The 25,307-nt window shown below is 50.8% G+C and carries 14 protein-coding genes; 5 read left to right on the top strand and 9 right to left on the bottom strand.

What is annotated here, in order from left to right; all coding sequences use genetic code 11:
- Window positions 1–77: 77 nt before the first annotated feature.
- Window positions 78–635, bottom strand: a complete 558-nt coding sequence (locus LKK83_RS10830) for a single-stranded DNA-binding protein (RefSeq protein WP_324631112.1) — start codon at window positions 633–635, stop codon at window positions 78–80.
- A gap of 275 nt (window positions 636–910) precedes the next feature.
- Window positions 911–3,454, bottom strand: coding sequence for a mannose-1-phosphate guanyltransferase (locus tag LKK83_RS10825; protein ID WP_324631111.1), 2,544 nt, complete (start codon window positions 3,452–3,454; stop codon window positions 911–913).
- 661 nt (window positions 3,455–4,115) lie between these two features.
- On the opposite strand from LKK83_RS10825, the gene LKK83_RS10820 reads away from it, so the two are divergent.
- The 3 genes from LKK83_RS10820 (at window position 4,116) to LKK83_RS10810 (ending at window position 6,920) form a co-directional block, all read left to right on the top strand.
- On the top strand, window positions 4,116–4,295 hold the full coding sequence (locus LKK83_RS10820) for a hypothetical protein (RefSeq protein WP_324631128.1): 180 nt from the start codon (window positions 4,116–4,118) through the stop codon (window positions 4,293–4,295).
- A 62-nt stretch (window positions 4,296–4,357) separates the two neighbouring features.
- A complete protein-coding gene (locus LKK83_RS10815; protein WP_324631110.1) occupies window positions 4,358–5,077 on the top strand; it encodes a class I SAM-dependent methyltransferase in 720 nt (239 codons plus the stop codon).
- A gap of 535 nt (window positions 5,078–5,612) precedes the next feature.
- Complete coding sequence (locus tag LKK83_RS10810) at window positions 5,613–6,920, top strand: ABC transporter ATP-binding protein (protein ID WP_324631127.1); 1,308 nt, start codon at window positions 5,613–5,615, stop codon at window positions 6,918–6,920.
- A 554-nt stretch (window positions 6,921–7,474) separates the two neighbouring features.
- Here LKK83_RS10810 and rpoD read toward each other — a convergent pair.
- On the bottom strand, window positions 7,475–8,641 hold the full coding sequence (gene rpoD, locus LKK83_RS10805) for an RNA polymerase sigma factor RpoD (RefSeq protein WP_324631109.1): 1,167 nt from the start codon (window positions 8,639–8,641) through the stop codon (window positions 7,475–7,477).
- 1,641 nt (window positions 8,642–10,282) lie between these two features.
- Complete coding sequence (locus LKK83_RS10800) at window positions 10,283–10,996, bottom strand: polysaccharide deacetylase family protein (protein ID WP_324631108.1); 714 nt, start codon at window positions 10,994–10,996, stop codon at window positions 10,283–10,285.
- Window positions 10,997–11,124: 128 nt separating this feature from the next.
- On the opposite strand from LKK83_RS10800, the gene LKK83_RS10795 reads away from it, so the two are divergent.
- The gene (locus LKK83_RS10795; RefSeq protein ID WP_324631106.1) at window positions 11,125–11,721 is read left to right on the top strand and encodes a hypothetical protein; all 597 of its coding nucleotides are present in this window, start codon (window positions 11,125–11,127) and stop codon (window positions 11,719–11,721) included.
- A 120-nt stretch (window positions 11,722–11,841) separates the two neighbouring features.
- Here LKK83_RS10795 and LKK83_RS10790 read toward each other — a convergent pair whose 3' ends face one another.
- The 5 genes from LKK83_RS10790 to LKK83_RS10770 form a co-directional block, all read right to left on the bottom strand.
- A complete protein-coding gene (locus tag LKK83_RS10790) occupies window positions 11,842–14,130 on the bottom strand; it encodes a serine/threonine-protein kinase (protein ID WP_324631105.1) in 2,289 nt (762 codons plus the stop codon).
- Between the two features lie 1,999 nt (window positions 14,131–16,129).
- Window positions 16,130–17,926 (bottom strand): CHASE2 domain-containing protein, encoded by a 1,797-nt coding sequence (locus LKK83_RS10785; RefSeq protein WP_324631104.1) that lies wholly within the window; start codon window positions 17,924–17,926, stop codon window positions 16,130–16,132.
- A gap of 509 nt (window positions 17,927–18,435) precedes the next feature.
- Complete coding sequence (locus LKK83_RS10780; protein ID WP_324631103.1) at window positions 18,436–19,608, bottom strand: FecR family protein; 1,173 nt, start codon at window positions 19,606–19,608, stop codon at window positions 18,436–18,438.
- Window positions 19,609–20,516: 908 nt separating this feature from the next.
- On the bottom strand, window positions 20,517–21,143 hold the full coding sequence (locus LKK83_RS10775; RefSeq protein WP_324631102.1) for a helix-turn-helix domain-containing protein: 627 nt from the start codon (window positions 21,141–21,143) through the stop codon (window positions 20,517–20,519).
- Between the two features lie 237 nt (window positions 21,144–21,380).
- The gene (locus tag LKK83_RS10770; protein ID WP_442957303.1) at window positions 21,381–22,226 is read right to left on the bottom strand and encodes an alpha/beta fold hydrolase; all 846 of its coding nucleotides are present in this window, start codon (window positions 22,224–22,226) and stop codon (window positions 21,381–21,383) included.
- 679 nt (window positions 22,227–22,905) lie between these two features.
- On the opposite strand from LKK83_RS10770, the gene LKK83_RS10765 reads away from it, so the two are divergent.
- Window positions 22,906–25,227, top strand: coding sequence for a carotenoid oxygenase family protein (locus LKK83_RS10765; protein ID WP_324631100.1), 2,322 nt, complete (start codon window positions 22,906–22,908; stop codon window positions 25,225–25,227).
- The last annotated feature ends 80 nt before the right edge of the window (window positions 25,228–25,307 follow it).

The following is a 25,307-nucleotide window of genomic DNA, read 5'->3' as shown; positions in this document are numbered from 1 at the left end:
TTCTCCTAGAGTAAAGATCCGCACGGGTAAGTCTTTACACTAAAAGAAGCGAGAGAAAACCGCCGGGAGTTAGGGAGTTAGAAAGGAATATCATCTTCAGAGTATTCCTCCATCGGCGGTTCTTGGGAGGAAGAGGTTTGGCGAGTGGGTAGGGGATAGGGTTTGGAGGGAACTGGTTGTCTGGGTTGTGCGGGAGGAGAAGCAGGAGTGGACGGGTGGTTTGCGTCGTCGGTTTTGGGAGAACCGGAAGCATGTTGCGGGCGGCGAGACTGCAAGGAAACCACGTTTGTCTTTGTCGCAGAAGGTTTGGCTGGCGGGGAAGGAACTTCGCTTTCTTTCCCCACACTGTGAATGCGTTTGGCCACCAATTCGGCTCGTTTTTCTTTAAAGCCTTCGGGACGTTCTACCACGTTCATACTCAAGCGACCTTCAATCACCACGCGATCGCCCGGGTGATAGCGACCCTGAATTTCTTCCGCGAATCTTCCCCATCCGATCACTTTCAAATGACAGGGGGGATCGGTGTCGCGCCAAGAGGGAAACTCCACCAACATTTCTGCCAAAGCCAGGTTATCGCTGGTGTAGCGAAGTTGAGGCTCTTGAACGATTTCGGCCATTAAAATGCAGCTATTCATAAAAAGCTCCGAATTTCGAGATTCAACGGGGGAGAAGAGTAGAGACTGGGGTGCGATCGCGTCAAGCGCGAATAATGAAGCATGAAACACCACTCAATTTTCACCTTTCAACACTCAATACTCAATCCTCAATTCTTCTGTTCCCCGACCTACAATAATTAATTATATACCCGAGCGGGTCAACTGCGATCGCCAATAAAGAAATCGCGAGTCAAACCCCCCGCCGAGGGGGGTTTGACTCGCGATTCAATCGATGCGGCTATGGGTCGATGAGATTAACTTTCCGCTAACGAGATGGAGTTACCTCCTTCTTGTTCTTGAACGAAATCTTGCACGTACTTGCGGTACTGCATCAAACTTCCATCCACCCATTCGCGATCGGTACTGTTGGCGAAAATATGAACCATTGGTTCGCCAGCATCGGGTAAAATCAACACCCAGCTATCTTCTTGGTGGGGGCGATCGAAAATCTTCACCCCATCCACCAGTTCTAAATTATCCCCTGGGTGAGTTTCTACCAAATGACGCATCAAAGCACCTTTCACAGTCCAAGGACAGCGCACGGTATAGGTTTTGTGGCAAACCCGAGGCACGTCGGAGCGAATTTGCGCTAAAGACTGTTCCTGCACCGTCAGCATTTCAATCACCTTAGCAATGCAGAACATCGCATCAAATCCAGGATGCAGTTGCGGGAAAATAAAGCCCATCTCGCCACTCCCGCCGAGAACCACATTTTGATTCGCCTGACAAGCTTCCATCAGGGCGGTGGGATTTGCCTTGGTGCGAATCACCTTCCCATCGTGACGACGGGCAATATGTTCCACTGCAGAGGAGGAATGCACCGGCACCACCACGGTTCCGCGCGGGTTGGTGGTCAAAATCATGTGAGTCATCAGGGCATTGAGCAATTCGCCGCGAATTTGACCCCCGGTTTCGTCCACTAAAATGAGCTGTTCCCCATTGGCGGAAACTTGCACCCCAAAATTGGCGCGTAACGCTTCCACCACCTGACCGAGTTGTTGCAGCAAATTCTCGCGCTCTTCCGTGGAAGGTGCGGTTTGGCGCAAGCTGGCATTTAATACCACCGCGTCGCAGCCAAATTTGGCCAGCAGCACAGGCAGAACCGCGCCGGAAACGGCATAGGAATAGTCGATTACCACTTTGGAATTGCTACAGCGAATGGCTTCTACGTTGAGGTGGTTCTCAAATCCGGTGCTGTAGAGATCCAGCACTTGGCTGGGGTACGCCATATTTCCGATTTCTTCAATCTGCGCGCGCCGGAAATCTTCTTTAAAATAGGCACCTTCGATTTTTTTCTCCCGCGCCTTGGAGATATTGATGCCTTTCTCGTCGAAGAATTCAATCAAGAGGGAGTCGGTGCGTTCTGGGTGCAGGCGCACGTGGATTCCCCCTTCCACGGATAGGGTGGGGACGATGGACCGCGCTAGGGGAATGGCGGTGGCTTCCAGGTTTTGCACGTTGGTGCCTACAGACATCAAGCCGGCAATCAGCGATCGCGATACCATCCGGGAAATACTGCGCTGATCCCGCGATACGGTGACGCTGGCACCGGGTTTTAAGGTGGATCCATAGGCCGCCCCCAGTTTCACGGCAAATTCTGGCGTAATATCGATATTCGCCAGTCCGGATACCCCTCGCTGTCCGAATAGATTGCGCTGTGCTGCATGACCCCAAATTAAATTAATATTTAGGGTGGCACCGGATTCGATTTTCTTGCTCGGCCAAACGCGCACTGCAGGACTGATTTGCGCTTCTTCTCCTACAGTGGAGAGGGATCCTACCACCGCCCCTTCTAGAACATGGGCGCGGCGATCGACTCTTACCCCTCGCGCTGCAACGCAAGCGCGCAAGTGCGCTTCTTCCCCGACGATCGCTCCGTTCCACACAATCGGACGCTTCAGGTCGGCATCGGCTCCTACGGTCACATTATCCCCAATCACGGTGCCGGCTTCAATGCAGACCCGCGCCCCAATCCGGCAATTATCTCCGATCAGCGCTGGGGTTTGAATCTTGGCACTGGGATCGATATAGGTGTTCTGACCCACCCAGATGCCGGGGGAATGCTCTTCGTAGGCGTAATCTAGGTGGACTTTGCGATCGAGTCCATCGTATTGCGCCTCGCGATAGGCATCTAGGTGCCCTACGTCGCACCAGTACCCTTCGGCAACATATCCGTACATCGGTTCCCCTTTTTCTAGCAGCAAGGGGAATAAGTCTTTGGAAAAGTCGCTTTCTTGATTGGCAGGCAGATATTTCAGGACTTCCGGTTCTAAAATGTAGGTTCCGGTGTTGACGGTATCGGAGAAGATTTCGCTGGTGGAGGGTTTTTCTAAAAACCGCTTGATCCGCTGGTCTTCATCGGTAATCACTACCCCAAATTCGATGGGGTTGGGAACCCGCGTCAACACTAAGGTCGCTTTGGATCCCTGCTCTTTATGAAATTTTACCGCTGCGCTGAGATCGAAGTCGGTAATACTATCTCCGCTAATGACGAAAAAGGTGTCGTCGAGGAGTTCGGCAATATTTTTGACGCATCCTGCCGTTCCTAGGGGTTGATCCTCTTCGACTGCATAGGTCATCTGCACCCCAAACTCACTGCCATCTTGGAAGTAGTCCCGCATGACGTCGGGAAGATAGTGCAGGGTGGCGATGATTTCTTCGATCCCGTGCCGCTTGAGGAGATTGACGATATGTTCGGCAATGGGTCGGTTTAAAATCGGCACCATCGGTTTGGGCAAATCGCAGGTCAGCGGTCTCAGGCGGGTTCCCGAACCGCCAGCCATCAGCACTGCTCGCATAGTTCCTCCTTGTTGGGTATTTTTACTCCGCGATCGCTTCGCTTCTGGTTTATGTCTTGTCAGCGATCTTCGTACTCTAGTATCTTATGCTTGTCGCATCTATGAGCTTCTCAGCTTACCCCCTTTCCTTGGGCTAACGCTCTCTATCGGCACTCTAGCAACTGAACACTTACCAGACTATATCTCCTGGGTTCGCTTGGTTTGCCTCCTCCTTGGCCTCTCCATCTCAGACAAGGGTGAATAGTGGCGGTTTGACTGGCAACTTGACGCTCGTCTTTGCGGGACTTGGCCTGTTTGATTATTTAGGAAGGCTTACGGCTCAGTCTACACCCTAGCGGTGTAATTTTGATGAAACCCCGCCCGGTTTTGGGGTGTGCCCCTGGATTATGAGTTGGATGTTCGTCGCCTCTTTGCTTCTGTACCATTCTCTTCCTGGGTCGGATCCACCCTCGCGGTTGCTCTTCGCTGTTCCCTCTCGAGCCTATCATCTCCCGGCGAATCCTTTTACCTCCTTGCACGCGGTACAATACTCTCTAGCGGCGGTACTGTGGCCTACTTCTATTTTGCAGGGGTCTCTACTGGAAGGCGTACGCTCTTTTTTAACCGCTTGTGCAGTGTTGCACCGTCGTTCATCTAGATCCTTATCCCACAGGTGGCAAATATGGAAATATTGAGTTTCTTATTGCTGGTCGTCTATGCTGGTGGTGGCTGGAAGTTCTGGAAAGGCTTTAAACGCACCAACTTCAGCGAAGGTCGCCTTTATTTGACTTTGTTGTGGCCTGTCTTGATTGCGAATAAGTCTTATCGCAAAAATTTTAACAAAGCCCTCAAAGGAAAATAACTAGCTACACAATTGCAAGTCGATAACGTGACATCGGAGGTCTCGGATGGGGAAGTCAGCTCATGTCTAAACCGCGCCATATTACCCCTTCACCGGGCGATCGCTTCGGTTCTGACCCTTGGCGCGATCGCACCTCGGCTATCTCTACTCGCTTTAACCGGGAATATCGCGGCGATGCCTTCGAGCTCCCCTCTGAGGTGGAGGCAATGCCGATTTTTCACGATCGCGCTTCTGGTACCTTACACGCGAAAACGAGTTCCCCTTTCTGGGAACTCGCTCAACCTCAAAAAAACCAACACTGTCTCGATCTCGGCTGCGGAGTCAGCTTTTTGGTCTATCCCTGGCGAGATTGGCGCGCTTATTTTTACGGTCGCGAAATCAGTACCGAGGCTCGCGATCTCCTCAATTCCCGTGGCCCCCAGCTCAATTCTAAGCTGTTTAAAGGGGTCGAACTCTCCCCGGCACATCGCTTGAGCGATGAGGACGATCGCTTCGATCTCGCGATCGCTACCGGCTTTAGCTGCTATTATCCCCTCGAGTATTGGTCTTCTGTTATGGCTCAGGTGCAGCGGGTTTTAAAACCACAAAGCTATTTTGTCTTTGACGTTCTCGACCCCGATTCCCCGATCGCAGAAAATTGGGCCATTTTAGAAACCTATCTCGGTGCGGAAGTCTTTTTGGAATCCCTCCATGAATGGGAAAAACTTATAAAATCCACAGGCGCTAAAATCGTGAAACGTCTGCCGGGAGAATTGTTTAATCTCTATAAAGTCCGCTTTTGAAGCCCGCCCAATTTTCCCTAACCGTCGGTCGTGGTTCGCGTTGTATTTTTAAGGAACCCTTTTGTATCTACCCCGGACATCTCCCTTGCATCGATGGTTTATGTTTTTTATATACCCTAAAGGCAGTCTCTTTCGGGGTTTTCAACACCGAAGGAGGCGGAGGGACAAGCGGAACCTAACCCTGCCCTCGGCCTCGATCGCTATATATACCTGCCTCCTCTAACCCACCGGACTTTTTATCACAAAGCGAGAGCCAAGATAAATAACGAGGGTTGACAGTTGGCAACTTGTTATGCAGGTTGGGGGAAGGAATTTGACAATGCTGCAAAAATATGATAATCGCTAAGATAACACGATCGAAGGTAGCACGGGGAGAGGGAAGATAGGGATCGCGTTTTGCAACAAGCGCTAAAGAGGGATCCGGGGCAGGGAGATAGATCGAGGAATTAGCTCAAAGCGAACGATCGGCGCAACAATAAAAGACAATAAAAACAGATCGCAAGTGGCATTGAGTGGAGGTCATCGGGAATTAATCGTGGCACAGGTTGTTATCGAAAACGTTTACAAAACTTACAGCCGCCGCGCGATCGCGGCAAAATCCCCCACAGATCCCCGGTTAGTAGCAGATGAGGCATCGGGGCGATCGCCGAGCAAAAGCGCCCAAGTCTTGCGGCGAATCAACCTAACCGTGGAAGATGGCGAATTTATGGTATTAGTCGGGCCATCCGGATGCGGAAAAAGTACCCTATTGCGGTTAATTGCGGGGTTATCAGAACTGACGGCGGGAAATATCTGGGTGGGCGATCGCGCGATCGACGAGTTGCCCCCGAAACAACGCGACATTGCGATGGTCTTTCAAACCTACGCCCTTTACCCCCACCTGAAGGTTTATGACAATCTTGCCTTTGGGTTGCGGCGCACCATCGTGGCGCAGAGGGGACAAGGGTCGGAATTAGGAACCTCAGTGGAGCGTGCCTCCTCAATTCCCGGTTGGGCGGAAGATGCGTTAGTTGCCATGACGCGCAATTTCCCAAAACCCTGGCGCTATCTCTCAGAAAAAGAGCGCGAAGTGGATCGCCGGGTGCGAATGGTGGCTCAATTGCTGCAAATCGAAGTGCTGCTCGATCGCAAACCAAAAGAGCTTTCTGGGGGACAAAAGCAGCGGGTGGCACTGGGTCGCGCAATGGCGCGCAACCCCCAAGTTTTTTTAATGGATGAGCCGCTCTCCAATTTAGACGCGAAACTCAGAGCCGAAACCCGCAGCCAAATCGTCAAGCTACAGCGTCAGTTAGGCACTACGACGATTTACGTCACCCACGACCAAACCGAAGCCATGACGATGGGCGATCGGATTGCGGTAATGAATGCCGGGGCGATCCAACAGATCGCGCCGCCGTTGGAATTGTATCACCGTCCGGCTAACTTATTCGTGGCCGAGTTCATCGGTTCGCCCCCGATGAACTTTATCCCAGTTAAGTTTAAAGCCCCGTTGGGAATTACCCACGAGTCATTTCGCTTTACGCTGCCACAATCGTGGGCAGAACCGTTACAAGGCTATGACGGACAGTCGTTAATTTTAGGCATCCGACCGGAACACTTGAATATCAGTCCCGCCGCCACGAAAAATTTGATGGTGAAAATAGACCTGGTGGAAGCCTTGGGACATGAAACCTATATTGCCGGAACCTTGGTGGGCGCGTCACCCCCCGTCACCCTCCAGGCGCGAATCGCACCGGATTGGTTCGTGCGTCCTGGGGAAGAACTGTGGCTAGCGATCGCTCGGGATAAGATTCATCTGTTCGATCCCGATACGGGGTTGGCCATTTTTTCGGCCAGTGCTTGAGCGACCTGCACCTACTTCCACCGCCAGGGATCGGCTCCCTAGCTTTTGTTACCACAACGTTGCTTCTTTGGCAATGCTAGGTGCGATTTTTTTAACCAAACGTTACAAAATCTGCGGATGAATTCGGAATCGGTGTTGCGCCCTTTACCGTAGCGCTCGAGATGAAATGATTGTACCACAAACCTGTTGGTGATTTCTCCATACAAGCCACTCACTGCTTTTCAGTATCCCTAGGGGATGAAAGGCCCGATCGCCTCGCCCGATCGCCAGCTAGGCGAGAAAAGGAGAGTGCGGCGAATCTGGTTCAACTCTGGCTGTTGCACCAGGGGGCGATCGCGCGTAGGGGAACAAAAATCTCGGTTGTGGGTTTAATGCTCACGTGAGTTTTGTCCCCCCTGTGGCAAGGTGAAAAAAAAAATAGCTGGTAGTTCCCGTCGGAACTGCCAGTTGTTTTTCGAGGGTCATAGTTGGTGCGTAGGGATTGATGAACCAAGCGGGGGGTCAAGGGCGATCGCCACCGAATTGACCCCCATCCCTAACCCAGTGGGGCGCGATTAGCGAATATATTCTTTCAGGATGCTGTTGCGATTGGGATGGCGCAACTTCCGCAGTGCTTTCGCCTCAATTTGGCGAATGCGTTCGCGAGTGACGTTAAATATTTGGCCGATTTCTTCTAGCGTTTTCATCCGACCATCGTCCAACCCGTAGCGCAAGCGCAACACATCGCGTTCGCGCGGGCTAAGTGTGTCGAGGACGCTTTCGAGGTCTTCGCGCAGGAGATTTTTAGACACTTGGTCTTCTGGGTTTTCCCCATCAGATTCGATAAAATCCCCCAAGCGAGAGTCTTCTTCTTTGCCGATCGGAGTTTCGAGAGAAATCGGTAATTGAGCCGATTTAGCAATAAAGCGCAACTTTTCGATGGTCATTTCCATGCGAGTTGCGATTTCTTCTTCCGTGGGTTTGCGACCCATTTCTTGAGAAAGAAGCTTCGTGGTTTTCTTAATGCGAGAAATTGTTTCGTAGAGGTGAACCGGAAGGCGAATGGTGCGAGATTGATCCGCGATCGCGCGCGTAATCGCCTGTCGAATCCACCAAGTCGCGTAAGTGGAGAATTTGTAACCTTTTTCGTGGTCGAATTTCTCGGCGGCGCGTATCAAACCGAGACTGCCTTCTTGAATTAAATCTTGAAAAGACAATCCCCGATTCATGTATTTTTTAGCGATGGAAACCACCAGACGCAAGTTGGACTGTACCATTTTGTCCTTGGCCCGCCTGCCCAAATGAAGGCGATTGCGAAACGTGGGTAAAGGCATATCTACGGCTTCTGCCCACTGCGCCTCACTCGGCTCATGTCCCATATGTTCGCAGAGTTGCTCGCGAATGCGCTCTAATTCGAGCAAGTCTGCAATTTTACGCGCCAGTTCGATTTCTTCGTCAGCGCGCAGCAGTCGAATCCGACCAATTTCTTGCAAATACAGACGGATCGAGTCTTCACTATAGTGCTTCTTCTTGGCTTGGGGTTTTCGACGGGCAGCGCTCAGTTTAGCCGACTTGCCATCCTCGCCATCGGGCAAAGTTTCCATCACCTCCTCGTCTCCCGAGCGGTTTTGCATCGATTCGTCGGACGAATCGATTAGCATATCTAATTCATTTTGAGACCGACCGATCGCTTCGAGATCGGAGTTCTCAAGGGGTGCCAATACGTTGTTAGCTTGGGTCATGCCGCGTTCCTCATGCTCCTTAATGAAACAATCAACAATTTTCAAATGTGCGATCGGGATTCAGTTCTCAATTTCTAGCCCCTCAGTGGATTTTACCCCCATTTCCGGCTGATTAAGAAGGTCTCGATACCACCGGAAAAACCCAACTTTCCAGTGACGATTCCCAGAGGCGATCGGGTCTGGCCCGTGTCATCCGGTCAGCTTGCGCCTATCGCAAAGCCTGAGCGACAAACACTGGGTGGCAATTGCGTTTCAACTGCTCTCCATCCACGAGTAACTAGAACAGAACCTGTATCTCATTAATTATTCCCAATCCACGAAACGGTTAACTAGAAGTGTTCTCTTCAGTTTGGGTTCTGTGCGGTAGGCGCAAAGACATGCACCAATTGTAGCCTTTTTCACAAAAAATGCACGCTTGTTGTCTGGGTTTATTTGCCAGTCGGGATCTCTAAGGAAGCAACCTCCTGACATCCGCATCTGACCTGCACCATCGCCCCGGGCGATCCGCTGCCAGATCGCGCTTTCAATGGCTCGGGTGCGAGAACAAGGCATAACCACTGTATCCCCATCTTGACAAACTCTTTACATTCAGTTGTCGCTGTTTACCCATACACTGGAAGGCAAGTTTTGCCCTTTGAGTTCCCAGCAATCTAAGAATCAATGCACCCATCTTCACTTGATTTCCTTCATATAGATCCATCGATAGCCATCTGGCGTGTTTGGTGGCTTTGACGGGTAAGCTCCCGAGTTGATTTGACCGATCGCCTCCTATTCATATTCAGATTGAAATTTTAACAAAGAAATGAATTTTGTGCTTTAGGGGCAAGCCCCCTCGGGGAAAATTCATCCACCACTTTATTCAGCTTGCCCCAATTTGTCTGATGCATTCGCATCTGGTTGGTCTTCTGATTGGATTTGGCAAGGAGTGAATCACACTGCTGCATTCCACGGGGTTTCGCATTTTTGCTTCATTACTGTTCTACGGATGATTTTTGCGGATCTTCCCATCATTTTTTGGCCAGATATTTCACGGGAATCGCCCCCAGGAATCCAATCCTCTACGAGCATAGGATACCCTTTTTTTTTGGCGGGCAGTGGGAAAGCGTTCTTCCTCGAGCGCTTCGTTCTTCCCCGGTGGGGGTGTAGTCGAAAAATGCGCTTGATTTTCGCGACCTTTGTCACGCAACGCCACTGCAAATCCCGTTAACTGCCGAGGGCATCGGCGCATAACGTCATCTGTGCTGAAGGATTCTTTCCTGCCGACTTTTGCGAGTTTGTCCGCGCGCTGAGGTAGGCGGGTAGGGGCGAGCGATGCCACAATTAGCCATTTCCGTAAGTTAAGTCCACTTCGATATTTTAATCAATCCATCTCGAATTTGACAGGGCTTTTATTGCATAAGTTAACATTCCCTCAACCGAAGGGGCACTCATGGTTGGCTGGAGTGGGGCAGAAATGAAAAGAATTGTAATACTGACATTCATCTGTCTTTGAATCGTCTTTTCTGCCGATTGCGAGCGATCGCGAGTCCCTGGCTTTTCCATGCCATTTGTCGCCTCTTCCTCTATATCTAGAGGGATGCCAATCGGGGTAACGCTTCCGATAGTGTTTCCGGCGAACGGCTTTCGCGATCGCGACCCACCCTAGGGAGCTTTTGCGCCCGAGACATTCGGTGATTTGAGTGAATGCCACAGCCGATCGAGTGTAACAAATTGATAACCGCGCTGCAACAATTCGGGAATCAGTTGCGCCGTAATTTTAGCAACATCTGCGCCACCGTAGCATCCATCATGCAAGACAATATGAGAGCCGTTTTGGACTTGCTGTAGCACCCGTTGCACCACAACCGACACCCCCGGACTCCACCAGTCTTCCACCACCACACTCCACATCACCGGTCGATAATTCCACCGCTGCAAGTATTCCAACGTTTTAGGCACAAACAATCCATTTGGGGGACGAACATCTCGCATCTGGGTATTAACCTGCTGTGGGTCGAGGTGACAAGCCTTGGCGATCGCCCTTTGGGTGCGCGTCAAACTCTCGTGCAACTCCCGGGCGCTCAATCGCGGAAACGACCGATGCTCGTAGCCATGCAACCCGATCCAATGACCCCGCTCGTACACCGCTTTCGCCACCTGCGGCGATCGCTCCACACAAACCCCCAACCAAAAAAAACTCGCCTCGATCCCGAACTCATCCAAAACCTCCAGCAACTCTGGCGTGTACTGCGGATGGGGACCATCGTCAAATGTCAAAGCGATCTGCGCTTCGGTTTCACTCCCCGACCACAGACAACTCCCAAAACAAGGCTTCAAAATTCGATACACAATTGGATACAATGGCGCAAATGGCATTTGCTTTTCTTCAAAAAAGTTTATTTAATTTAATTTTTCCCCAACCTACATCCCGCTACCGTTATGTTAGAATAGAAAATCAAAATTCTCCCAAAACTTGTTCGCCGAGATAAAAAAAATAAATTATTTTGCTTCAACCCGGTCAAGATTTTTCATCAAACTCCTGCCTGGGGTCCGTCGCACCCCAGGCACCACACCCTCGCCCGGTTCGCCCCCATCGCCGACGCCGCTTCCTGGGAATGGCGATCGCTGGCTTTACCCTGGCTCTCGCCCTCACCGGCTGCAATAACATCATCACCGATCGCTATGACGCCACCGCCATAGTCAAATATACCTGGCAAGTCGAATATACCAAAACCCCAGGCGGAGGAAAATACCCGCGCCAAGAAACATTCGCCTCCACCACCTTAATCAATCGCAACGGCATCAAACCTGAAGGAGCGGTCCTCGAAGACGATCGCGGTTTGTGGTGGCCGGCGCTTCCCCCCCGTCCCACAGTAGAGGAAATCGAACAACGCAAACAACCCAACGAAACCGCCAGCACCCCCCAACTGCAAAAAAACGTCCAGTACGAACTCAACTATCAACTCGGCGATCGCCAAGTAGCAAAACCCACCAACTACCAAGTTTATCGCACCGTGGCCAAAGCACACCCCAATCGCCTCCCCATCAAATTCATTCTCGGACCGGGAGATGCCACGGTAGATCGAGCCGAAATCGAATAAATCCCCCCTCACCCCCATAAAAAATGAGGGAAAAGCACCCAACACGCGGATCCCTTTCCCTCAACCCTCAACCTGTCACCCCTCATCCTCGAGGCCAAATTCTCCCTCGACTATTCCCCCTCACACCAAAAACATCTCAAGCGTCACCTCTTGAAAAAAATCCCCCGGCTCTAACTCCTCCACTATCCCGGAAATCTGCGACTCCAGCGCCACCCGCGTCCCCCGATCGCCCGCTTCCATCCCCTCAGTGGCCAACGAGGACAGGGTTAAAGGAGAAACCGCAATCGGGCTTTCGCTCACCCCCGTCGCCGCTGCTCGCTTGCGACCTACCCGCAGCTTTTTCCCATACTCCACCTGCTTGACTTGACTCATCGCATAGGCAGGAGTCCCTTTCGGAATTTGCTTCAAGAAGCGAATCGCCCCCGCAAAATCCTGACCTCGCGCTCGCTCATAAGCTTGTTGCAACAATTTATTCCCCTTAATCCGCCGCTTTTCCTTGTACTCGCGAATTTTTTCTTGCACCTTATTATAAGTCGGCGTATCCTTCGGCACCGTCAGAAGCAACTCGATCGCCCCATCAAAATCTTTCGCGATCGCCTTTGCATACGCCCGTTTCACTAACTCGTGCGCCTCAGCTTCCAGCTTGATCGCGCGCTTTTCTCGATACTCGGGAATTTTCGCCTGCGCCGCCTCATACGCAGGGGTTCCTGGCGGAATTTTCGTCAGGTATTCTAACGCCGCCTCAAAATCTCTTTCCCGCGCCTTTTCATATCCAGTCTCTAACCACCCGGGGGTCAAAGGAGCCACTTTCTCCGTGGCTGACTCCACTAGGGGCGCAATTTTATTTTGCCAAAACTCAATCTCGGGAATCTCCGAGGCGATCGCGATCGCCTCGGTCCAGCGCTCCTGCTGATAAGCTTGTTCCACTAACGGAAATTTCTCCGCCGCTTTTTCCCAATCCTCCTGCCAGCGACGGGAAAGGGTCTGGGCATCGGAATATGCCGCACTGAAGGTGGGAATCGATTCCACTGCCGCGATCGCGCTTTCATAATCCCCGGCATGAAACTGCTCTGTGGCCTGACGTAATTTCTCTGGCCCTTCATCTGAGGGAGAAAAATGCAGCAAAGAGGTCAATCCACCAGTAATCACCAGCGAATTCACCGTAATCCCAGTCCACATTCCCAATAACAAAACAGAGGGCATCGGGCGGGTCGAATTCTGCGAAGAGTTTGCCTTCCCTGTGGGTACCGATGACAACTCCGCATCATCCGGTACCATATTACTTGTATCTGCTGTAGAAGACATCCCCTTTAACTCTAAATCTAAATTTACCTTTGCTGGCCCGGACGTTTCCACCCCGGGATGAGACTGTTCTGGGACACCGCCCTCGAATTCGCAACGGGAAAGAGAAGTCGGCGTCGGAATTGAAGCGTTGCAATCCTCCCCGGTCCGTTCTTCACCAGTTATCTGTAGCACCTTGGAATTCTCCTCCGATGTTGCCGTGCATTGAGCGCTCTGCACTGGGCTGTTTTTCCCACGGGTTACCTGGGCGTCAGACCCCTGGAGGGATTGCAGTGCCGCGATCGCCGCTGCTGTAGAGGGGTAGCGATTTTTCCAGTGATACTTCACCATCTGACTTAACAGCGCCTGCAACCCTTCGCTCACCGGGGCGAGCAGTTCTCGCTCCCACTGCAGATCCCCAGTGGTGGGGTCAACCTCTAACTGTGCCGGATGTCTTCCCGTCAGTGCTTGGATGCCAATCAAACCCAAGGCGTATAGGTCGCTATTCGGATGCGGATTACCGGTGAGTTGCTCTGGCGGTAAATACCCAAACGTCCCCATTGGCAGGGTAATTAAAAATTCTCCGCGCTTCGTTACATAAGGTTGGGAAATTGCCTGCACCGCTGTAAAGTCGAGCAGCACGAATTTTCCATCAGCTTCACGTCTGATAATCTTTTCCGGTGCGATAGTGCAGTGAACGATTCCTTGCTGATGAACGAACTCGAGGATCTCTAACATCTCGTGCAAAAACTGGAGGCACTCGGGTTCGCTCCAAGGTTGAGTGTAGCGCTTGCCAACCGGAAGCAAGTCGGTGAGGGTTTCTCCGACAATAAATTCTTGCACTACGTACAAACAGTTCGCTTCTGTAAAGGAGTGTAATAATTTTGGAATCCGATCGTGGATGCTGAGTTTTTTCAGGATCTCGGCTTCAATGGCAAACAACCGCTGGGCTGATTTGAGGCAGCTTTGGGGGTTTTTCGTTAATTGAAGCTGTTTGATAACGCATTTCGGATGGCCCAATTGTTGCGTATCTCGAGCAATGTAGGTCTTTCCTACATCCTGGTTACTCAGGCTTTGAATAATTTGATAGCGATCCGCAAGTAACGTTTCTAATCGGGGTATTGACATGAATTTCTGCATAAAACCAATTTCCACCTAGACCTCGACATTGCAATTTCCCGATGGCAAAGCACGTCCCTGAGGACAAAACTGACTCTCTGGTTTGGGTCTTTCAACCCTCCCGCGATCCTCAAATGGCGTAGAAACGTGCCACCCATCGGCTTGGTTTTTGGTTTTGGCGCTTTTTTTAGCCGCTTTGTTTGACACTGGGTCGGGATATCCCTGTTTTCGCGTTGAGGACAACCTTCCTGATTAGGGCATCAGGGATGCCATCGTGAGTCCGCGATGGGGGATTCCTCTTCGGCTAGTAAGGCGCGATCGCTCCGGAGTCCGGTTTGCTTTCCAAACCTCCAGCGCACCGCGAAAGTCGCAATAGTTTTCAGCGCTCTGCTTTATCTTTCAGGAATAAATTTCTGCAAGATGGTTGATGCACCCAGCACTGGACTTTTACTAAAATCAGTGGCGTTGTTCTGGCTTTCATCCCCACTGCGCTCATCGGGAATTTGGCGTTGGCTTTTCTGACACAAACCATGCGTGGATTCGCAATCGCTTTTTCGGGAAAACTCTACCTTTTCCCAGGCATGGTTCTGCCAATTATCAAACTGGCATAGTAAAACCCAAACCCTGACTCTACCCAGGTATATTTCTAAGTAATTGCCATTTTATTTGGAGTTCAAGTATTATGCCAGTTGTAGTCTTTATTCTGTTGTTTATTGCATTCACAGTGGAAATTTTCTCGGGCAAAAAATCCGAAAAAGATGATGACGACAAACCAACCACACTTCGTTGTAATCTCAAGCAAGACCCCCATAGCCCTAAGGTGACATTAGAATTAACATCTCTAGAACCGAGGAAATCCAGAAAAAAATAGCTAGATGCTAAAACATTATCTAAATCAGGGAAGAGAGGGAGAGAGGGACCATCGTACAGGCTCCTTCTCTCCTGCCTTTTTAGGGATGGGGAAACCGCTGCCCGCCACACCCGAGGAGTCGTTTATTTGCTGACGCGCTGCACCCTCAACTTGCTCCTGAGGTTTTTGCTTTGCAATTCAAAACAGTGGAATAATAATGATGCAGATCTGCATCGCGTTGGCGATCGCCTTACCCTTCCAACACCCTGAAAAAAAGACAACGGCTCGACTCTAGCCTTGGATAGGAAGCCTTTTGGGTCATCCTGTGACTGGATCGGAGGGTTTCACCGGAGAATGTAGCACCCTGCTTGTCGTCACGTGACATGCACCACTGATGAAATTTGAATTTTATTATACGGCATAAAAAAAATTTTTTCAACCGGCGCAAATCCGCCAACTTCGGTAATTTTTGATGAGTGCCGGGACTTGCATGGAGAAACTGTGGTGGGGCCAATCCCGATCGCTGCCCCGGGTAAAGCGGCGATCGCTACAACGCCGACTTATACCATTTTCATTTAGCTCTGCAACAATTCGCAGAATACGAACTCCCCATGACGATCGATTGCGGGGCTTCGCCGTTGGTCTTGGTGAGATAAGTATTTATTCCTCTGGGTCCCCCTTTGTAAGCAGCAAGAGCGGGGGATCTTAACTGTTTCGTCATTCAAAAAAATGGCATTAGATAAGAGCCGGGGGATAACAATGGGGAATCCCAAGGCCAAAATGTGGCGATCGCCTGTCCCTACACCAGGTGCCCACTGCCAATCAAAGAATTCGAGCGCCAGGTTATTGCGCTTTCGACCCCAATCTGCATGTATAATTAACATTTAATTGGCCTAACTGTTTGGCTATTTTATTGTTTTTTAAAACAATAAAACATGGTAAAATAATAGAGATTTACCCGAGTTTTTTTCAGGCATAAAAACCCGAAACATCATATCATAGTGTGGCTCGATTTTACAGAGCACCCCTGATTTGTGAGATTTTTGGGGAGGGAATGCTGGCGACTACCGGGATGGAATGGAGGAGGTAAAAGGCGATGGGTGATGGCAAAGAGCGGCAGAAACAAGAAAGCCTAGCGCAATTTAAGTAGCAAACTGCTTAATCGGCGGTAGAACGTTCCTCCACGATCGCGTAGATTGTGGTTTCTTGCTGCTTGCCCCGCAGTTGCATTTGCCCCACTTGGATGCCAACATAGCGATCGCGCACATATTCATAAGTGTGACTGGTGACCAACAGATTTAAGGGATTATTTTCCGTAAACTGCTTGTTCATAGGCTCCAATCGTGCTGCCACATTCACCGTATCGCCGAGGGCGGAAAAATTGGCTCGTCGGCGACCCCCCACACTGCCGGCAATCAGAGATCCGGTATGCATCCCAATCCCGATCCGTATTTCCGGTTGACCATGCTGTTTGAATTTTTGATTCAACACTTGGAGTCGCTGGTGCATGGCAAAGCAAGCGGCGATCGCGTTGAGGGCATCTTGTTCGATCTGTGAGTGTGACTCGCGGGGGAACGGAACGCCAAACACCGCCATAATCGCATCCCCAATATACTTATCAATGACCCCGCCATTATCCAAAATGCAATCCGACATTCCATCGAGGTATTCATTTAACCAGGGGAGCAAATCCCGGGGGGACATGAGTTCCGAGATGCTAGTAAAGCCGCGAATGTCCATAAACAGCACCGTAGCGGTGAGTTCTTGAGGCGGCAGATCCCCATTTTGAAAAATTTCGTCGCGACGAGACCAGATATTGTGAGCGAGTTGGGGAGAAATCTGCTTGGAAAACAGATTTAAGAGTTGTTGCTTTTCGTATTGGTCGCGCAGTTGTCCCCCGGTGCCGGCTAAAATGATGCTGCCGATCGGTGCGGCTACCGGCAGCCACCACTGTGCCCAGGTAAAAGCGGCGAAGGCGATCGCGAACCAACCCACAGACAGCAATAGAGCGATCGCCAGCCGTCCGGTAAATTCGCGCTTAAACTGCAGCCAGCTCATGCCGAGGGCGATCGCCATGAGTAACAGAATCGTCACTGGCTGCGGGAGGCGCTGCAAAAATCGTTGTTGGAGAAAATTATCCAAAATTGCCGCATGAAGATAAACCCCAGAAATCCGTTGCAAGGGGGAAATTTTCGTATCTACCCCCGTAGCCACAAACCCCAGCAAAACGAGTCGATCTCGAAAGGCGTCTGGGGGAACATTGCCCTCCACCACATCCACAAAGGGATACGTGGGCACCGCTTCCATTTTTCCGGGCCAATCGATCCAGAGGTTAATCCAATCGAGTTCTGGATTCGGCTGGATTTTGGCAGTGGGGGGAATGGTATCTAAAAGACTGGCATAGGTCTGCTCTCGCGCCAGGTGAAGCATAGCCAAACTCAACGTGGGGATGCCATCGAACCAGATGATGGCTTGACGGCTGATCCCATCGCTATCGGCTTCGTGGACGATGTGACCGATCGCGGCGGTGGCGGATTGTAAAATCGGCAGGGGTTCTTCCCCTTCCCCTCCCCTTGCCAGGACCGCGCGATCGTTCGCGGCGATCGCTTCGGCGAGTTCCTCATCTTGGGGACTCGGGTCGAGGAAAAGAATATCGAAACCAATGGCGGCGGGAGGAGAGGATTCCAGAGCTTGTAACAATTCAGCGTAGCGATCGCGCTGCCAGGGAAACTGTCCGTACTCTTGCAAGCTTTTCTCATCAATGGCGATGACGGCAATCCGTTCGTCCCACCCCGGGTCGGGTCGCAGTTGGAATAACATCTGATATGCCAAGCGTTCCAACCCTTGCCATGCGCCTAACTGCCACATCCCCACCGAGATGACTGCTGCGATGGTTCCGGGCACCAACGGATGATGCCCTCGGAAATATTTATCTATCCAGCCTCGAAATCCCACAACAACACCAACTGTCCTTTCAGAGTTTAGATTTTACATGATAAAAAACGCAAATGAGGACTAATTCGTTCCTTTCCCTTCTCCGTGCGGACCTATGCCGACGCTGTGGGGCAATACCCTGGTGCCGCTGAGCAAGGCGGCGGGCATTCAGGATTCGCAGAGATTTCGAGCGAAAGGCAGTGGCATCTGGTTTAGCTTAAAGTGCCTGCAGTTTCTCGTTCGAGCAAGGGATGAAATATGCCCATCGAGTATCAACGAAATTCGCGCCTCTGCTTTTCCGGAGGCGGAGGGGAGTGGAAGCCTCAAATCGTTGTACTCGTTCCCGGTGCCTCATTTTGCGGCAAATCCTCCCACAGCATTCCGGGAAGTGCGTGATTTTGTGAGGGTTGTACCGGGCAAGAGTGGTAGGATGTTTACGGCCTGATGGTATTTCGCAAAGATAAAAAAAATCAGCTTTCTCGAAGATCGAGAGAAAACTGACTGGGGAAGTGACTTGGACTAGCGGCAGATTATCGAATCGGAACCACATAGACTCGTTCGCGAACTGCTGGACCTCGGACCACAAACCGGAAACGGCGAGACCGGGGGCGAGGCACCAACAATGAAAACGTCCCATCGCTATTGGTTTCCACCAGTTCTCCGTCGAGCAGTAAAATGTCGGGGGGATCGATTTTGCCTTCGATGCGAACCAGATCCATGCCTCGGACTTGGGTGAGCAACACGCGGAATTTGGATTCCGGGGGAATCTCCTGGGGTGCTAGGGGGGCAGATCCAGGACCTATCACCGTAAACTGACCTCGACCCACGGTAACTTCTTGCCCCTGACCGCTGGCGATGACGGTGCCAGCTAAGGTTCTAACGCCGGTTTGACCGTTAGGACCGACATCGACGCCAAAGGAGGTGCCGCGCACGCCAGCGACGCCGGTGGGAGTGCGAACGCGAAACGGAGAATCGCCGCCACGGTTTTGGGCGATCGCCGGGTTCTCTGGGTCAGTGGTTTTGAGCGCTTCTAGGGTCTCGGCGGGCAGCGCTGCGCGATTTTGGGATAAGCGACCGACGGAAAAGCGGACGCGCCCCTGTTGTACGAACAAATCCACGTTGGAATCTGACAGGGTTTCGAGGTTAAATTCGGTGACTTCGGCGACCTCGATGCTGCCGCGAAAATTGTCGAGGCGCAACCTTGCGGTGGAATTGACATCGGCGACGATGGTGCCGGTGGCGGGTTGCAAGCATTCTCCCGCAGAGATGAGCTGTCCTTCAAATGTGACCTCTCCGCTGACGCTTTCTACTTGCAGTCCGTTAGGACAGGCGCTGAGTTGTTGGGCGATCGCGTTTTGGTGAGGGTCGAACTGAGATTCCTCTGGGGATACGGTGGTGAATTGGGTCTGAACTGGAGAAATGCGGGGAAGGCGATCGGGGGGTAACTGGGATGCGATCGCCCTCGCGTCGTGGAGAGTTGTAGGAGGGTGATGTATTTGTTCCGGTGGGATTGAATCGCGTCTAGATGCGGTAAATTCGGATTGTGCGGGCGGATTGCGGTGGGTTTGATTTTCGCCATCGAGAGGGGAATGGGCGATCGCGGTTTGGATTGGAGTGATGGCGCAAATCCCTCCTAAGGATAAACTCACTAGGGCGATGCGAGGCCAACGTTTAATGCGACTGAAAGATTCGATCGGGGACATGGATTTTTATCCAAATACTTTAGCTTATCTGTAGAATTATGCTGGATCCACCCTGGGGCAACAGGAGGAAGCTGACTTCCGGCGCGGGCGCGAGAAAGCGATTGCTCTCAGAAGGCTAGACCCTCGAAGGGTTGCCGGCATCTTGCTACAGTTCTCGCCATCCTAGAATGAATCCCTCTCAGGTTTCGGATTTTGGAGAATCGAATCCGGATTTAGGCGCTTAACAATGCCGAGGGGTTTTAGGGTATGAAAGGGCGATCGCTTGACCAGCCACATCTCTCCCAACGAGCCAACAGATGCCAAAGCGCATTTTAGCCGATTTTGTACCATAAATCTTGGTTTTTCTGGAATAAAATCCGGCTTAGCTTTGGATCGGTGCGTTATTCCTGGCTTGACGGGGGCTGAGGATTCCCAATTCAGCACGAATGCAGTTTTCTGTTCCCCGATCGCCGGCTGAGTGTAGGTTCAAACGGGAATTTCTGTGACGGTGACTCCGGGGTTTGTGTGGGGTTCTTGCAAGTATGGATTCCCCCGGAAAGCAGTGGCCTGTATTTCTGAATTTGCCGGGTATTTTTGGGGTATTTTTTGAATTTAAAAATTTTTCAATCCTCGCTCTAACGGATATTTATTTTCCTTCATTTATTGTTAAATTGCCTCAAAATAAGAATATAAATCGCCGAAAAAATTAGCTGCGATCGCGGAGGTTTATTCGGTTTTTACAAGCTCAGCGATCGCTGCGCTTTGGTAAGGTTTAACCGACAATCAAAGCTATCAGTATGTTTGATTAACACTGACTTTGCTTAATTTTGGTACGCCTTTTCCGAGAAACTATCTGTGAAATAACAACCCGTTTTTTGGTGATAATTTTCTCGGGAACCATGCTTCATCTCAATCAATTGAGAGGAGATTTATTCCTCGGATTCAATGGTAGATTCGAGGGTTGTCCCGCTTGCGGGAGTGGGAGAAGACTCGGCGGAAACCTGACCGGTGATCCAAGTTAGTCCGGCAACTGCAGTGACTAAAATTGCGGCATAGCCCACGTACAAATGAATCGGACTGAGGGAAAATCCAGAAGCAGAGTTGAATTCTTCCGAGGTGTTGGCGAGGGTTTGATGCGGAGTAATTTCGGGTAAAGAATCAGCAATCTCCGAACCGCTTAATCCCAAGGCATCGCCGAGGCGACGGACAAACCCACGCACGAAAATGGCTGGGGGCAAACTCTCGACGGTCCCGTTTTCGATTGCCTTGATGTGATCCAGGGGAACGTAGGTCCATGCGTGCAGTTGATAGAGAGAAATACCTCTGTCAAGGCGAACCTGTTGCAGTTCTTCTCCTACTTGACGCAAAGCGGTTTCCCAGGCTTGCTGGGGATCCACTGCGGCGATCGCGCTATGGGGCGTCTCTTCCCCATTTTCCCTCGTTATTTCGAGGGGGTTTGAGCGATCGCTGGTCGGATCGAGGCCAGAATTGTCAGCATCCCGGGAATTGGATGCGGAACTTGGGCTAAAACCGAAGGCGGGATTGGATCCTGTCATTGCTATTATCTCCGAGCTTCAGGGTAATAGATTCTCATGTAGAAGTGTTAAGCGTCAAGTGGGGGGTTAAACCCCTCATGTACTAAACCCCTCAATCAATAACAATTGAAACCGGGAATTGTCCAGTCGAGTCGATCGCTCTGGCACTCATTTTTCGCCCCTAGGGTAGGACAGCAATGGCCAGAGTTCTTTCTAAATCAGGGTTTCACGAAAACGGACAACATTTGTGCCCCCGCACTAGCTGGAGGCAAACTCGGCTAAAAATGTTTCGATTGTCTGATTAAACGCCGTGGGTTGAACTAAAAACGGCCAATGATTCCCAGGGAGTCGCTGGATCCTAAGATGTTTTAAATACTTGAGGTAAGGCTTCATTTGCCAAGCGGAACGATTGACCCCTTTTTCCGGTTGAATGAATAAAGTGGGAATCGCGATCGCTTCAGTTAACCCCGCCACCCGCATCACATCGGCAAAAATTCCATCCCGGGCGGCGACGACAAACTTACTCCCCCAATTCCCATCCAGTTTTTGCTCGATAGACCCTTCAAACACCTGCTGTTGCAAAGGACTCCATCCGGCGTACTGACCGAGTTGCTGCGCCTGCGCCTGCGCCGCCTCATAACTGGGAAATGGCCCGATCATTTTCAAGCAATCCAGAGTGCGATAAAGAATTGGAAAACTCAACTTGAGAAAGCTAGGCATTTTGGTAATAAAAATCGGATCCACCAAGATGGTAGTTTTGAAGCGCTGCGGGTTTTGGCGCGCCCAAATCGGAATCAATTTTCCACTCCAGGAGTGACCCAAGATGTGGGCGCAGTCCCAACCGAGATGGTTCATCACTCCTTCCAGGTCCGCGATCGCCTCGGTGGCCGAGTATCCCGTTTCCGGTTTGCCGCTTTCCCCGTGACCGCGCATATCCGGTGCCACAATATGATAGCGATCGGCCAAATACTCCCCTAAGCTACACCACACTCCCGCATGGTCTCCCAACCCATGCAATAACAACAGCGGCTCTTTTCCTCGGTTCCACTCCAGGTAAGAAAGCTCGATATCTGGTAATTTCAACGTTTTACGACTGGGCATAATGCATGATTTGTGATGTTTGGGGGTTGATTGTAACGCGATTCACCACGGGCAAAACATCTCGGCGGCGATGCAAAGGTCCGCCGGTCCGTTTCTCTTGACCCTATTTTTCCCTGGAATGCAAGAAAAACAGATGGGCTGCCAAACCCTCCACCCTGTGGCACACTAGAGAAAGCGCGCACCAACCCTTGTTTGGGTTCTCCCCCGAGCTGCGTTTCACCTGTAAAGCCGATCGCCTCCGACGCAGATGCTCAAAATTGTCTCCGGGTCATTTTGGATTGTGGTTAGCCTCCTGGTCCTCCTTTGGGTACTCCGAGGACTACAGGTTCTCTCTGGTATTTCCAGCGGAGTGATTTGGCTATTGCTTTTTTTGTCCATTGCTTTAGCCGTCATTTATCGCTGGCAAAGCCCCCGACGGTATTAAAACTATTTTGAGGCGGTTAAAGAAGGGAAATTGACAAAGCTACAGTTCGCTTTCCTCCCGTTTTCCCCGATGGAACCTATGCCTTGCCCCTTCGCTTTTCTCCCTCGGAACCCTGATTTGTTTGCGAAGTTGATACGGTTAATTTTGGGTTAAAATAGTCTTCCACTTAGAAACTTTAGGATTTTGTAACCAGGGTAACAACATCCACAGTTGGCGATCGCCCCACAGGGTGACAGGGTTTTGGCGTCATCGTTACCATTGAACCATGCCATTTCGGCGATCGCCCCATACTGCTTTTTTACCGAAAAACCACAACCGCTGATGAACGAACTACTACAAACCGATACAAAAAAAAGCATAACCACCCGCTTTCCGCGCTCGATATTGTCAGTGAGTCGAGCTGAATTTGGCAACCCAGAAGACAATCCAGCGGCGAAAGAGCGCCCCCTAAAACTACAGGTGAAGGAAGGAACGATTCCCACGGATTTGCAAGGGCATTTGTTCTTCATTGGGGCGAATGGGTCGATTGATTCACCCCCGGGGGATGTAGATGTCAGTGAAGCCACGGTCTGCCCTTCTCGTGATGGCACTACCCCTCTTTACAATGGCGATGGGATGGTTTATCGGGTGGATTTCGACAATCTGCAAGAGGGGGTATTTCTGTCCGCGCGATTGGTGAAACCCCCCTGTTATTACGCCGATGTAACCACCGCTAAATGTCCCGACTATCGCAGCTTGAAATTTTACAATCTAGGCATCGCGAGAATCTCTCGGTTAGGGTCGCGCAATCAATTAAATACCGCCTTTTTGCCGATGAAATTTCAGGGGGAAAACCGCGATCGGTTGTTGGTGACCTGGGATGTGGGTCGTCCCTACGAAATCGACCCGAAAACCCTCGAAACCGTGACGCCGGTGGGGGGCAATGATGAATGGGAAGAAGTCAGCAAGCTGGGCAATTCGTTGGGTCAACCGCCGCAAGTGTTTAAAATCGTGCAAACCTCGGCGCATCCCTGTTTCGACCCTTATACGTCCGAGATGTTTACGGTAAATATTGGGCGATCGCCTGCCAATGTTTTCTCGCAATTATTTCCGATTTGCTATTTGTTGAAAGAGTTGGTAGACTGGCTGAAAAATCGCGGCAAAGTTACCACCTATCCCGCAGAAGATGCTGAACTCAAACCGCCGGATGAGAAGGGAGAATTTTCCCTGCAATTCGGATGGAAAAAACTCTACCAAATTTTCCAAAGCTTGATGCTTTTCCTGCAGGCAATTTGGGAATTTTTTACGGGAAACTTTGTGTATTTGATGCAGTGGGACGGTGCGGGTAAGCTGAAAAAATGGAAAGTTCACTATAATGGATGCCCCCTGAAAATCGAGCAAAGCATCCACCAAATGGGGGTAACAGAAGATTATATAGTGCTGGTAGATACCGCCTTCAAGCTTTCTATTGAAGAATTGCTGCCCTCTTTTTCAAACATCAATGACGCGGCAGAAATCGAAAAAATTCTCAGAAATTGGTTCGATAAACCGCAACTGTCTCATACGCGGGTTTATATCATCAATCGCCGGGATTTAAAGCCGGAAAAAGATTCTGTGGATGCTAAGAAAGCCATCATTCCGGGAGAAGCGGCGCACTTTTTGGTAGACTATCGCAACCCGGGCGATCGCATTACCCTGCATGTGTCCCATGTGTGTGCCTGGGATGCGGCGGAATGGCTTTCCGAATTTGACTATGACGAGAATGAAGCAGGGGAAAAGCTGGGGCGTCTGTATGGCGCGATCGCCGGACCGATGGATATCAGTCGATTGGGGTGTCACGAAATCGATGGCAAAACCGGTACCTTAATCGAGAACCAACAACATACGGTAATGGACGTGAATTATACCTGGGGGCCGGCATTATATGCTTATCGCAATTTTCCCCATCCCGAGACCCTGGAGAATATTTACTGGAGTTGTTTGGGATGTTGGTCGGAACTGAAAACTCCCCACATGGTTCACCTGTATCGAGATTACCCCCACCGACAGATCGGACTGGAATTACTGGATGAAATTACCGCACAAGGTCGCAACTCGAATCTATTGCGGGTGCAGATAAAACCCCGAGAAAGTGTCAAAGCGGGGGAAAACCGATTGAGCATCGCTGATGTTTATCAGTTTCCCGAGAATCGGTGGGCGATTTCTCCTCAATTTATTCCCCGCAGCGATCGCGGAAGTTCTACCGATGGTTACATCGCTTGCATCGTTCATCACGGGGACGGATCCGATCCGACTAACGGCAATGAATTGTGGATTTTTGATGCCGCCGATCTCAAAAGTGGGCCAAAATGCAAACTGTGGCATCCTGATTTTAACGTCGGTTTTACCATCCACACCACTTGGTTAGCCCACATCGAGACCCGGAATTCTTCCTATCACGTAAATTCCCATGACGATTACCAGCATTTAATCGACAAACAGAGTTCAACCTATCGAACCCTCATCCAAACCTTGTTCGATAACTGGGTCTATCCGCAGCGGGAACCAAAAAGCGAATTGGATTGCCAAATGCCTAGGGAACCGGGGATGAAAAAGCCGTAACCTTTTTTCAAATTGCAGTTATAATAAGGGGGCGATCGCTTGCACCGCTAAATTTAATTTGACTGGAGCGATCGCCTGGC

It is taken from the genome of Phormidium sp. CCY1219, from assembly GCF_035615515.1.
GTDB lineage: Bacteria > Cyanobacteriota > Cyanobacteriia > Cyanobacteriales > Laspinemataceae > CCY1219.
Note: the sequence above shows the minus strand (reverse complement) of the source record. Positions and strands in the feature narration are given on the sequence as shown.

What these genes read in the sequence shown, in the direction of transcription:
- LKK83_RS10830 (WP_324631112.1), bottom strand. Translation starts at nt 635, where the DNA reads ATGAATAGCTGCATTTTAATGGCCGAAATCGTTCAAGAGCCTCAACTT.
- LKK83_RS10815 (WP_324631110.1), top strand. Translation starts at nt 4,358, where the DNA reads ATGTCTAAACCGCGCCATATTACCCCTTCACCGGGCGATCGCTTCGGT.
- LKK83_RS10780 (WP_324631103.1), bottom strand. Translation starts at nt 19,608, where the DNA reads ATGTCCCCGATCGAATCTTTCAGTCGCATTAAACGTTGGCCTCGCATC.
- LKK83_RS10790 (WP_324631105.1), bottom strand. Translation starts at nt 14,130, where the DNA reads ATGTCAATACCCCGATTAGAAACGTTACTTGCGGATCGCTATCAAATT.
- LKK83_RS10800 (WP_324631108.1), bottom strand. Translation starts at nt 10,996, where the DNA reads ATGCCATTTGCGCCATTGTATCCAATTGTGTATCGAATTTTGAAGCCT.
- LKK83_RS10775 (WP_324631102.1), bottom strand. Translation starts at nt 21,143, where the DNA reads ATGACAGGATCCAATCCCGCCTTCGGTTTTAGCCCAAGTTCCGCATCC.
- rpoD (WP_324631109.1), bottom strand. Translation starts at nt 8,641, where the DNA reads ATGACCCAAGCTAACAACGTATTGGCACCCCTTGAGAACTCCGATCTC.
- LKK83_RS10820 (WP_324631128.1), top strand. Translation starts at nt 4,116, where the DNA reads ATGGAAATATTGAGTTTCTTATTGCTGGTCGTCTATGCTGGTGGTGGC.
- LKK83_RS10825 (WP_324631111.1), bottom strand. Translation starts at nt 3,454, where the DNA reads ATGCGAGCAGTGCTGATGGCTGGCGGTTCGGGAACCCGCCTGAGACCG.